Origin of the sequence: Bacillus sp. PS237, assembly GCF_037963345.1 — a bacterium.
Taxonomy (GTDB): domain Bacteria; phylum Bacillota; class Bacilli; order Bacillales; family Bacillaceae; genus Bacillus; species Bacillus subtilis.
On the sequence record NZ_CP150156.1, the window covers coordinates 1488738 to 1500809 of the forward strand.

At 43.0% G+C, this 12072-nt stretch carries 12 protein-coding genes; 8 read left to right on the plus strand and 4 right to left on the minus strand.

The features are described from left to right. Positions 1-21 precede the first annotated feature (21 nt). From NST22_RS07795 to lepB, 4 genes are all read left to right on the plus strand, one after another. The gene (locus NST22_RS07795) at positions 22-777 is read left to right on the plus strand and encodes a DeoR/GlpR family DNA-binding transcription regulator (RefSeq protein WP_003245688.1); all 756 of its coding nucleotides are present in this window, start codon (positions 22-24) and stop codon (positions 775-777) included. After that, positions 774-1685, plus strand: coding sequence for a 1-phosphofructokinase (gene pfkB, locus NST22_RS07800; protein ID WP_003244923.1), 912 nt, complete (start codon positions 774-776; stop codon positions 1683-1685). The genes NST22_RS07795 and pfkB overlap by 4 nt, the downstream gene beginning before the upstream one ends. A 14-nt stretch (positions 1686-1699) precedes the next feature. Next, positions 1700-3607: a PTS fructose transporter subunit IIABC gene (locus NST22_RS07805; RefSeq protein ID WP_003232350.1), complete on the plus strand. Its 1908-nt coding sequence runs from the start codon at positions 1700-1702 to the stop codon at positions 3605-3607. A gap of 144 nt (positions 3608-3751) precedes the next feature. Continuing rightward, the gene (gene lepB, locus NST22_RS07810) at positions 3752-4333 is read left to right on the plus strand and encodes a signal peptidase I (RefSeq protein ID WP_003232348.1); all 582 of its coding nucleotides are present in this window, start codon (positions 3752-3754) and stop codon (positions 4331-4333) included. A 33-nt stretch (positions 4334-4366) separates the two neighbouring features. On the opposite strand, the gene NST22_RS07815 is transcribed toward lepB, so the two are convergent. After that, positions 4367-4636, minus strand: coding sequence for a hypothetical protein (locus NST22_RS07815; RefSeq protein WP_003232345.1), 270 nt, complete (start codon positions 4634-4636; stop codon positions 4367-4369). A 180-nt stretch (positions 4637-4816) separates the two neighbouring features. Between NST22_RS07815 and NST22_RS07820 the strand changes: the two genes are divergently transcribed. Together NST22_RS07820 and NST22_RS07825 are read left to right on the plus strand one after the other, a co-directional pair. Further along, positions 4817-6439 (plus strand): ATP-binding cassette domain-containing protein, encoded by a 1623-nt coding sequence (locus NST22_RS07820; RefSeq protein WP_003232344.1) that lies wholly within the window; start codon positions 4817-4819, stop codon positions 6437-6439. 56 nt (positions 6440-6495) lie between these two features. Further along, positions 6496-7407 carry a ketopantoate reductase family protein gene (locus NST22_RS07825; protein WP_003245639.1) on the plus strand — a complete coding sequence of 304 codons (912 nt, stop codon included), beginning with the start codon at positions 6496-6498 and terminating at the stop codon, positions 7405-7407. 33 nt (positions 7408-7440) lie between these two features. On the opposite strand, the gene NST22_RS07830 is transcribed toward NST22_RS07825, so the two are convergent. From NST22_RS07830 to mreBH, 3 genes are all read right to left on the minus strand, one after another. Then, positions 7441-8673, minus strand: a complete 1233-nt coding sequence (locus tag NST22_RS07830; protein ID WP_003232341.1) for an aminopeptidase — start codon at positions 8671-8673, stop codon at positions 7441-7443. A 109-nt stretch (positions 8674-8782) separates the two neighbouring features. Beyond that, positions 8783-8917 (minus strand): protein YkpC, encoded by a 135-nt coding sequence (locus NST22_RS07835; RefSeq protein WP_003238865.1) that lies wholly within the window; start codon positions 8915-8917, stop codon positions 8783-8785. Between the two features lie 100 nt (positions 8918-9017). Continuing rightward, positions 9018-10025: a cell shape-determining protein MreBH gene (mreBH, locus tag NST22_RS07840; protein ID WP_003245743.1), complete on the minus strand. Its 1008-nt coding sequence runs from the start codon at positions 10023-10025 to the stop codon at positions 9018-9020. A gap of 283 nt (positions 10026-10308) precedes the next feature. On the opposite strand from mreBH, the gene abhA reads away from it, so the two are divergent. Continuing rightward, complete coding sequence (gene abhA / locus NST22_RS07845) at positions 10309-10587, plus strand: transcriptional regulator AbhA (RefSeq protein ID WP_003244728.1); 279 nt, start codon at positions 10309-10311, stop codon at positions 10585-10587. Between the two features lie 189 nt (positions 10588-10776). Then, positions 10777-12063: a two-component sensor histidine kinase KinC gene (kinC, locus tag NST22_RS07850; protein WP_003232333.1), complete on the plus strand. Its 1287-nt coding sequence runs from the start codon at positions 10777-10779 to the stop codon at positions 12061-12063. The last annotated feature ends 9 nt before the right edge of the window (positions 12064-12072 follow it).

Consider the following 12072-nt stretch of genomic DNA (forward strand, 5'->3'; position numbering starts at 1 on the left):
GTTTTCATTAGGAGGTGAAGCATGCTAACTCCTGAACGGCATCAATTGATTATTGATCAAATAGAAAAGCATGATGTGGTAAAGATTCAAGAGCTTATAAATCTGACTAATGCTTCTGAATCAACAATCAGAAGAGATTTATCGACCCTTGAAGAACGCGGTTTTTTAAAGCGCGTTCATGGTGGAGCGGCCAAGCTTTCCGATATCAGACTTGAACCCGATATGCTTGAAAAATCATCCAAAAACCTTCACGATAAACTGAAGATTGCTGAAAAAGCTGCTTCTCTTTTAGAAGAAGGGGATTGCATTTACCTTGATGCAGGCACGACGACATTGCACATGATTGATTTTATGGATAAAACCAAAGATATTGTCGTTGTCACAAACGGGGTAATGCATATCGATGCATTAATAAGGAAAGAAATTTCTTTTTATCTGCTTGGAGGATACGTAAAGCACAGAACGGGCGCGATTATTGGAGGCGCTTCATTGGTTGCCATGGACCAGTACAGATTTGACAAGAGTTTTCTGGGGACAAACGGTGTCCATACAGAGGCTGGATTTACAACGCCGGACCCTGATGAGGCCCTTTTAAAACAGAAAGCGATCAAACAGGCAAAACACGCTTACGTCTTAGCAGACCCTTCGAAGTTCGGAGAAATTTCATTTTCGGCATTCGCCGGAATAGGCGACGCAACAATCATTACGACTGACGCTGAAGAGCTTACATTCGATAATTACCAAGAAAAAACTGTCGTAAAGGTAGTGAAACCATGATTTACACTGTAACACTTAATCCATCTGTCGATTATATAGTTCACGTTGAAGATTTTACTGTAGGAGGCCTGAACCGTTCTTCGTATGATACCAAGTATCCAGGGGGCAAAGGCATCAACGTATCGAGACTGCTGAAAAGACACCATGTGGCGTCTAAAGCGCTCGGATTCGTCGGCGGATTTACCGGAGAATATATCAAAACATTTTTACGGGAAGAAAACCTGGAAACAGCTTTTTCTGAAGTAAAAGGGGATACCCGTATCAATGTAAAGCTGAAAACGGGTGATGAAACTGAAATTAACGGGCAGGGACCGACAATTTCGGATGAAGATTTCAAAGCCTTTTTAGAACAGTTCCAATCTTTGCAAGAGGGAGATATCGTTGTTCTTGCAGGAAGCATTCCATCTTCACTCCCTCACGATACTTATGAAAAAATCGCAGAGGCCTGCAAACAGCAGAACGCACGAGTTGTTCTGGATATCTCAGGCGAGGCTCTTTTGAAAGCAACAGAAATGAAACCATTTTTGATGAAGCCAAATCATCATGAGCTTGGAGAAATGTTCGGCACGGCCATTACATCTGTTGAGGAAGCCGTTCCTTATGGGAAAAAGCTTGTAGAACAAGGCGCTGAACATGTAATCGTATCAATGGCCGGAGACGGAGCGCTTCTGTTTACGAACGAAGCTGTTTATTTTGCTAACGTGCCAAAGGGGAAATTGGTAAACTCAGTCGGAGCAGGGGATTCCGTTGTTGCAGGTTTCCTTGCCGGAATTTCCAAACAGCTGCCGCTTGAAGAAGCATTCCGCTTAGGAGTTACTTCAGGCAGTGCTACCGCGTTCTCTGAAGAACTTGGAACAGAAGAATTTGTCCAGCAGCTTCTTCCTGAAGTTAAGGTCACACGTCTATAGAGGAGGAAACACAAGTGAAAATAACTGAGCTTTTAACGAAGCATACGATAAAGCTTAATATTGAGAGCAAAGAAAAAGAAAATGTTATTGACGAAATGGTCACTGTTCTTGATAAGGCTGGAAAGTTAAATGACCGACAAGCCTATAAAGAAGCCATTTTAAATCGCGAAAGCCAAAGCTCCACGGGTATCGGTGAAGGAATCGCTATCCCCCATGCGAAAACGGCAAGCGTTATCAACCCGGCGATCGCGTTCGGACGTTCAAAAGACGGCGTCGATTATGAATCATTAGACGGCCAGCCGGCTCACTTAGTGTTCATGATCGCGGCGACTGAAGGCGCAAACAACACTCACCTTGAAGCATTGTCAAGACTTTCAACGCTGTTAATGCGTGAAGAAATCCGTAAGCAGCTCCTTGAAGCTGAGTCTGAAGATGCCATCATCGACATTATTAATCAGCACGATAAAGATGATGACGAAGAGGAAGAGGAAGAAGAAGCGGCACCAGCACCTGCCGGAAAAGGGAAAATTTTAGCGGTTACTGCATGCCCGACAGGTATTGCCCATACATTCATGGCTGCGGATGCCCTTAAAGAAAAAGCGAAAGAGCTTGGTGTGGAAATTAAGGTCGAAACAAATGGGTCAAGCGGCATTAAGCACAAGCTCACTGCCCAAGAAATCGAAGATGCACCTGCAATCATTGTCGCAGCGGACAAGCAGGTTGAAATGGAACGTTTTAAAGGCAAGCGCGTACTTCAAGTTCCTGTAACGGCGGGTATCAGACGTCCGCAAGAGCTTATCGAAAAAGCGATGAATCAAGATGCGCCGATTTATCAAGGCAGCGGCGGCGGTTCAGCAGCTTCAAATGATGATGAAGAAGCGAAAGGCAAGTCTGGAAGCGGTATCGGAAACACGTTTTATAAGCACCTGATGAGCGGTGTCAGCAACATGCTTCCGTTCGTAGTCGGCGGCGGTATTCTCGTTGCGATTTCATTCTTCTGGGGAATTCACTCTGCTGATCCGAATGATCCTAGCTACAACACGTTTGCAGCAGCATTAAACTTTATCGGCGGCGACAATGCATTAAAACTCATTGTTGCAGTTCTGGCCGGTTTCATTGCGATGAGTATTGCAGATCGTCCTGGTTTTGCGCCTGGTATGGTCGGCGGATTTATGGCAACTCAAGCGAATGCTGGATTCTTAGGCGGCTTAATTGCCGGATTCCTTGCCGGTTATGTCGTGATTTTACTGAAAAAAGTATTTACGTTTATCCCTCAGTCACTTGATGGATTAAAACCTGTTTTGATTTACCCGCTGTTCGGTATTTTTATCACTGGCGTATTAATGCAATTTGTCGTCAATACACCTGTAGCGGCATTTATGAATTTCTTAACAAACTGGCTTGAAAGCCTTGGTACTGGAAACCTTGTGTTAATGGGTATTATCTTGGGCGGCATGATGGCGATCGATATGGGCGGTCCGCTTAATAAAGCAGCCTTTACGTTCGGTATCGCCATGATCGATGCAGGCAACTATGCGCCTCATGCAGCAATCATGGCCGGCGGTATGGTTCCTCCGCTTGGTATCGCACTTGCAACAACCATTTTCAGAAACAAATTCACTCAGCGTGACCGTGAAGCTGGTATTACATGCTATTTCATGGGAGCTGCTTTCGTAACAGAGGGAGCGATCCCATTTGCTGCGGCTGATCCGCTTCGCGTCATACCAGCTGCTGTAGTCGGTGCAGCTGTTGCCGGCGGATTAACTGAATTCTTCCGAGTAACGCTTCCGGCGCCTCATGGAGGAGTATTCGTAGCTTTCATTACAAACCATCCGATGCTTTACCTTTTAAGTATCGTGATCGGTGCTGTCGTGATGGCAATTATCCTCGGTATCGTCAAAAAACCTGTTACAGAAAAATAAGAAAAAAAGCGTCCTTGGTTCGAAAGGACGCTTTTTCTTATCCGGCCGGCAGGGAGCGCGGTTAAGTTATGTATTTTATTCTTTTTTATGATAAAGTAAAAGAAGAGAAACAACTGACATAGCAATTGTCTAGGAGGAAACACTTTGACCGAGGAAAAAAATACGAATACTGAGAAAACGGCGAAGAAAAAAACCAATACGTACCTGGAATGGGGTAAAGCGATTGTCATCGCTGTTCTGCTGGCTCTCCTGATCCGTCACTTTTTGTTTGAACCGTATTTAGTTGAAGGTTCATCTATGTATCCCACATTACATGACGGAGAAAGGCTGTTTGTGAATAAAACAGTCAACTATATCGGCGAGCTGAAGCGCGGAGATATCGTTATTATCAACGGTGAAACTTCTAAAATCCATTATGTAAAAAGATTGATCGGAAAGCCTGGAGAAACCGTTCAAATGAAGGATGACACGCTTTATATAAACGGTAAAAAAGTAGCCGAGCCTTACTTGTCTAAAAACAAGAAGGAAGCAGAAAAACTTGGTGTCAGTCTGACAGGAGACTTTGGACCGGTTAAGGTTCCGAAAGGCAAATACTTTGTCATGGGAGATAACCGGCTGAATTCTATGGACAGCCGAAACGGGCTGGGACTGATCGCGGAAGATCGAATTGTCGGCACATCGAAGTTTGTCTTTTTCCCGTTTAACGAAATGCGTCAAACAAAATAAAAACGCCTTGCTGGCCTAGGACAGCAGGCGTTTTTATTTTGAAAAAGAAGCGACCAATGCAATGCATAAAACCGTGATGAACACTGAACCGATAATAGCCAGCACACTGAAGAAAAGGTGAACCTGTTTGTTCTCTTTTCCGCGCTTTTCTAATAGCCGTTTAGAAAAAATGTGCGAAAATATGTAAATAAGGGCTATGCCTATATATAAGCCGATATCTTTGGCGGTAAAGCCTGTTACGGCAAGGTAAAAGCCCGTAAAAAAGATCAGTAAGCAATATTCAGTAAGTGTTAAAAGCCTCAACGTGTTCCTCCATGAGAGTGTGTAATTTTCCAGGCGGATGCATTCTCTCTCTTTAATTGTAACACAGCTGGCTGGTTTGGGTGTATAAGTGTTTTCTCTCTGTTTTATCAGGGAATCATTTCTCTTGCCCTGCATTCATGGTATACTTTTATTGATGATAGACATGATGGAGGATAATAAATGATTGCTGTAAATAATGTAAGCTTGCGGTTTGCGGATCGCAAGTTATTTGAAGATGTTAATATTAAATTTACCCCAGGCAACTGCTATGGGTTAATTGGTGCAAACGGTGCCGGTAAATCAACGTTTCTAAAGGTGCTGTCAGGCGAAATCGAGCCTCAGACAGGCGACGTGCATATGAGTCCTGGCGAGCGTCTTGCCGTCTTGAAGCAGAACCATTTTGAGTACGAAGAGTATGAAGTGCTGAAAGTGGTCATTATGGGCCACAAACGCCTGTATGAAGTCATGCAGGAGAAAGACGCTATTTACATGAAGCCTGATTTCTCAGATGAGGATGGGATTCGTGCTGCTGAGCTAGAAGGTGAATTCGCGGAACTGAACGGTTGGGAAGCGGAAAGTGAAGCTGCGATCCTGTTAAAAGGCCTTGGTATCTCAGAAGATCTGCACACAAAAAAGATGGCAGACCTCGGCGGTTCGGAGAAGGTAAAAGTTCTCTTGGCACAGGCATTATTCGGCAAGCCGGATGTTCTGCTGCTCGATGAGCCGACGAACCACCTGGACCTTCAGGCAATTCAGTGGCTTGAAGAGTTTCTGATTAACTTTGAAAACACAGTTATTGTCGTATCCCATGACCGTCACTTTTTAAATAAAGTATGTACGCACATTGCCGACCTTGATTTTAACAAAATTCAAATCTATGTCGGAAACTATGATTTCTGGTACGAGTCAAGCCAGCTGGCGTTAAAGCTTTCTCAAGAAGCGAACAAGAAAAAAGAAGAGCAGATTAAACAGCTTCAAGAGTTTGTCGCTAGATTCAGCGCCAATGCGTCTAAATCTAAGCAGGCTACATCAAGAAAGAAACTTCTCGAAAAAATCACGCTGGATGATATTAAACCGTCTTCCCGCCGCTATCCTTATGTTAACTTCACGCCGGAACGGGAAATCGGAAATGATGTTCTTCGCGTGGAAGGCTTAACAAAAACAATCGATGGCGTAAAGGTGCTTGACAATGTCAGCTTTATTATGAATCGAGAAGATAAAATTGCTTTCACTGGCCGAAATGAACTTGCTGTTACTACGCTGTTTAAAATCATTTCCGGGGAAATGGAAGCTGACAGCGGAACGTTTAAATGGGGTGTTACCACATCTCAAGCGTATTTTCCAAAAGACAACAGCGAATATTTCGAAGGCAGTGATCTGAACCTTGTAGACTGGCTTCGCCAATATTCTCCGCACGACCAAAGTGAGAGCTTTTTACGCGGTTTCTTAGGACGCATGCTGTTCTCTGGAGAAGAAGTCCACAAAAAAGCAAATGTACTTTCCGGGGGAGAAAAGGTCCGCTGTATGCTGTCGAAAGCGATGCTTTCTGGCGCCAATATTTTAATTTTGGATGAGCCGACCAACCATTTAGACCTAGAGTCCATTACAGCGCTCAATAACGGCTTAATCAGCTTTAAAGGCGCTATGCTGTTTACTTCCCATGACCATCAGTTTGTGCAGACCATTGCCAACAGAATTATAGAAATTACACCTAACGGCATCGTCGATAAGCAAATGAGCTATGACGAGTTCCTTGAAAATGCTGATGTGCAGAAAAAATTGACTGAACTATACGCCGAATAAAAAAGCAGAGATTTCTCTGCTTTTTTTGATACCTAAATGTGAAAGGAGATCACAACATGAAATTTTTGGTTGTCGGAGCAGGTGGAGTAGGCGGGTATATTGGCGGACGGCTTTCGGAGAAAGGAAATGATGTGACATTTCTCGTGCGCCAAAAACGAGCTGAGCAGCTTAAAAAAACCGGGCTTGTCATCCATAGTGAAAAAGGGAATGTATCATTTCAGCCCGAACTAATCAGTGCCGGAGAAACAGGGCAATTTGATGTCGTTATCATTGCTTCTAAAGCATACTCGCTTGGTCAAGTGATAGAGGATGTCAAACCATTTATCCATCAAGAATCTGTCATTATCCCTTTTTTAAATGGGTACCGCCACTATGAGCAGCTATTTGCGGCATTTTCAAAAGAACAGGTGCTGGGCGGCCTGTGTTTTATAGAAAGTGCTTTAGACAACAAAGGAGAAATTCATCATACGAGCGCATCGCATCGTTTTGTATTTGGAGAATGGAACGGCGAGCGTACGGAGCGGATAAGAGCGCTTGAAGAGGCATTTTCAGGTGTGAAGGCTGAAGTCATCATTAGCGGGCATATCGAGAAGGACATTTGGAAAAAGTATCTCTTTATTGCAGCGCAAGCGGGGATCACAACGTTATTTCAACGACCGCTTGGCCCAATCCTCGCCACAGAAGCCGGACGTCACACGGCCCAAACTCTTATTGGGGAAATTTGCACTGTTTTACGAAAAGAAGGTGTTCCGGCTGATCCGGCTCTTGAGGAAGAGAGCTTTCGTACGATGACCAGCATGTCTTACCATATGAAGTCCTCCATGCTTCGGGATATGGAAAACGGCCAAACGACAGAAGGCGACCACCTGCATGGATTTTTGATTGAAAAAGCAAAACGTTTATCTCTCGCTGCACCAGTATTAGAAACCGTTTATGCGAATCTGCAAATGTATGAAGCAGAAAAATAAAAAAAGGAGGCGGAAAAGCCTCCTTTTATTTACTTAAAAAGCCCAATTTCCGTTTCTGAAGATAGGCTCTCTTTTCCCGTCTGCCGTAATTCCGTCAATATTCATATCCTTAGAACCGATCATAAAGTCCACGTGTGTAATGCTTTCATTTAGGCCTTCTTTGACAAGCTCTTCACGAGACATCTGCTTTCCGCCTTCAATATTAAAGGCATAGGCGCTTCCGATCGCCAAATGATTTGACGCGTTTTCATCAAACAGCGTGTTATAGAAAAGAATGTTTGATTGTGATATAGGCGAATCGTAAGGAACAAGTGCCACTTCACCTAAATAGTGAGAACCTTCATCTGTTTCCACCAGTTCTTTTAAAATATCCTCACCTTTTTCAGCTTTAATGTCGACTATACGGCCATTTTCAAACGTCAGGGTGAAATTTTCAATAATATTTCCGCCGTAGCTTAATGGTTTTGTGCTTGATACCACTCCGTCAACCCCGTCTTTTTGCGGCAGCGTGAACACTTCTTCTGTCGGCATATTGGCCATAAACTCATGGCCACTTTCATTCACGCTTCCCGCACCTGCCCAAACATGCTTCCTAGGCAGCTTAATTGTTAGATCAGTTCCTTCTGCTTGATAATGTAAGGCAGCGTAATGTCTCTCGTTCAAATGGTCAACTTTTTCATGAAGATTTTGGTCATGATTGATCCACGCCTGAACCGGGTTGTCTTCATTTACGCGCGTCGCTTTAAAAATTTCTTCCCACAGAAGGTGGATCGCTTCCTCCTCTGATTTGCCAGGAAACACCTTGTGAGCCCAGCCTGCTGATGCCGCACCTACGACAGTCCAGCTGACTTTGTCTGATTGAATATATTGTCTGTATGTATGTAATGCTTTGCCTGCTGCTTTTTGGAATGCCGCAATCCGTTTGGAATCTATACCTTTTAGCAAGTCTGGGTTCGACGACACAACAGAAATGAAAGCAGCTCCATTTTTGGCAAGCTCTTCTCTGCCTTTTGCTTCCCATTCAGGATATTCTTCAAATGCTTCAAACGGCGCAAGTTCGTATTTTAATTTGGCGACTTCGTCATCCTGCCAATTCACGGTGACGTTTTTTGCGCCCTTTTCATATGCGTGTTTTACAATTAAACGGACAAAATCCCGAACGTCTGTTGAAGCATTTACGACTACATACTGGCCTTTTTGGACATTAACGCCGACTTCTACCGCCAGCTGTGCATATGTATTTAATTTCTGTGAAAATGAATCCATGAATCATTCCTCCAAGCTTTTTTCTCATCATATCAAATATGATCCTATAAAGGAAAGAAGGAGCCCAAAGTGAAAAACCCAAAACGACACGTCTTGGGTTTTTTCAATATTATGGATGATTCAGTTTTACAGTGCCGCCTGCAGGCGAATGGGGCATATTTGCCAAAGAAATGCTCATGCCTCCAAGAATAATTCCGCTTAAAATGGCTGCGATCGCTACTCTTCTTCCTAAATCTCTTAGCATCTGTTTCCTCCTTAACGTTTCTCCATTTCCCACAATATGAAGGAAGTGAGGAAAAAAGAAGCAAGAAATTTGCCGCGTGTGAGAATTTTGCGGGTAAAGACTATTTAATTGCCTTTTGCAGCTTATCAATCACTTCTAAAGAACGGCCTGTGCCGATTGCTACAGATTCAAGCGGGTTTTGCGCCACGTGTACAGGCACGACAATCTCTTCTGTGAGCCATTCTTTAATTCCATTAAGGAGCGCGCCGCCGCCTGTTAAAATAACGCCGCGATCAACAATATCTCCGCTCAATTCAGGCGGACAGTCCTCAAGTGTCGCTCTGATGGCTTCAAGAATATGCAGGAGGGATTCACGCATTGCATCTTGAATTTCGTTGGATTGAAGCATAATGGTTTTTGGAAGACCTGTCACGAGGTCACGTCCCCGAATTTCCATTGCCTCTGGTATATGTTCAATCAGAGCATGGCCAATTTCCATTTTTACCTGCTCAGCTGTGCGTTCGCCGATCAGCAAATTGTATTTTTTACGGACGAAAGAAACGATATCCTCATCAAGCTGGTCTCCGCCGATCCTGATAGAATGGCAGGAAACAACGCCACCGAAGGAAATAATAGCGACCTCTGTCGTCCCTCCGCCGATATCTACTACCACATTGGCAACCGGCTCATCAACCGGTAAATCCGCTCCGATGGCGGCTGCAACTGGCTCTTCGATTAAATGAACGTTTTTCGCGCCGCAATTTTTCACCGCATCACTGATGGCGCGGCGTTCTACTGCTGTTGAGCCTGATGGTGTGCAAACGACTACGTTCGGTTTTCTGAACGACATGCCGATGCTTTTTGCGGCTTTTTTCATAATGTGCTTTAGCAGGTCAGTTGTCATATCATAGTCTGCGATCACGCCATCTTTCATCGGTCTGACAGCGACAATTTTTCCCGGTGTTTTACCGATCATGTTTTTCGCGTCAGCTCCGATTGCAAGCACTGCTTTTGTCGTCGTATCCACTGCGACAACAGATGGTTCATTTAGGATAATCCCTTTATTTTTGCTGTAAACAAGTATATTAGCTGTTCCTAAGTCAATCCCGATTTCAGTTGATTGAAACATGTTTTCACCCAATCTCTATCCTAATTTAATATGATTCTACATTTAAAGTTTCTCAGAAATACTGCGATTTTTGGGGGTGTGCGTCGGTAAAGAAATGTTTTTGTAAAAAATCAAGGAACTGTGTAACAGAAGTAATACATTTTTCGGTTTTATGGAAAAAATATCTTGTAATTCTTATAGAAAGCGGGAAACTTTTTCAAAGTTTCATTCGTCTACGATATATTGAGGTACATCCTTAAAACATTACATGAGAAAAGAAACATTTAAAGGAAGAAGGGTTTTTATGAAATCAATAGGTGTTGTGAGAAAAGTAGATGAATTAGGCCGCATTGTCATGCCGATTGAGTTGAGACGGGCATTGGATATTGCCATAAAAGACAGCATTGAGTTTTTTGTTGACGGAGATAAAATTATCTTGAAAAAGTACAAACCTCATGGCGTTTGTTTAATGACTGGAGAAATCACTTCAGAAAATAAAGAATACGGCAACGGTAAAATTACGCTAAGCCCTGAGGGTGCACAGCTGCTTCTCGAAGAAATTCAAGCCGCTTTAAAAGAATAAAATTATGCTAAAAAAGGCGGAGTGATATCATCTCCGCCTTTTTTGCGTGCCAATTTTTGATTACCGCCGCCTAAGATAAGACATCAAGATATTTGGTAATGAATGATTTGGGATACTTTACATATTTTACTCAATTATTTGTCGAAGAATGGTACAATAAGTAGAGAAACACAAGCGGCAGGTGGTCATATGAGAAAATATCAAGCTCGTATCATTTCCATCATTTTGGCAATGATTTTTATAATGTTTTGGGATTATTTATTTTATTTTATAGGCAAAAACCCGATTAATTGGCCTGTTGATATTGTGTATACTGCAGTCACGCTGGTAAGTGTCTGGATGTTGGCTTATTATATTGATGAGAAACAGCAGCTGGTTAAGAAAATGAAGGATAACGAATGGAAGTATAAACAGCTTTCTGAAGAAAAAAACCGCATCATGGATAATTTGCAGGAAATCGTATTTCAAACGAATGCAAAAGGTGAAATTACATATTTAAACCAAGCGTGGGCATCTATAACCGGGTTTTCAATCAGTGAATGTATGGGAACAATGTATAACGATTACTTCATAAAAGAAAAGCACGTAGCCGACCACATTAACACCCAAATCCAAAACAAAGCGTCTTCTGGCATGTTTACGGCAAAATACGTGACAAAAAACGGCACGATTTTTTGGGGAGAAGTTCATTATAAACTTTACTATGACCGGGATGACCAATTTACAGGCAGCCTGGGTACAATGTCAGATATCACTGAGCGGAAAGAGGCTGAAGATGAGCTCATTGAGATTAATGAACGGCTGGCGAGGGAATCCCAGAAACTATCAATCACAAGTGAACTTGCCGCAGGTATTGCTCATGAGGTCAGAAACCCTTTAACATCTGTCAGCGGTTTCCTCCAGATTATGAAAACACAATATCCGGACAGAAAAGACTATTTTGACATCATCTTTTCAGAGATTAAAAGAATCGATTTAGTGCTCAGCGAGCTGCTGCTGCTTGCAAAACCGCAGGCAATCACATTTAAAACACACCAGCTTAATGAGATCTTGAAACAAGTCACGACATTGCTTGATACCAATGCAATTCTGTCCAATATCGTCATAGAGAAAAATTTCAAAGAGACAGATGGCTGTATGATTAATGGAGACGAAAATCAGCTGAAGCAGGTCTTTATCAACATCATTAAAAACGGAATTGAGGCAATGCCAAAGGGCGGTGTCGTAACCATTTCAACTGCTAAAACCGCCTCTCATGCAGTGATAAGCGTAAAGGATGAAGGAAACGGCATGCCGCAGGAAAAGCTGAAGCAGATTGGCAAACCTTTTTATTCAACAAAAGAAAAGGGCACTGGACTGGGACTTCCCATTTGTTTGAGAATCCTGAAGGAACATGACGGGGAATTGAAAATCGAAAGTGAAGCTGGAAAAGGCAGCGTCTTTCAAGTGGTTTTGCCTTTAAAATCAGACAGCTGAGAGGAGAAA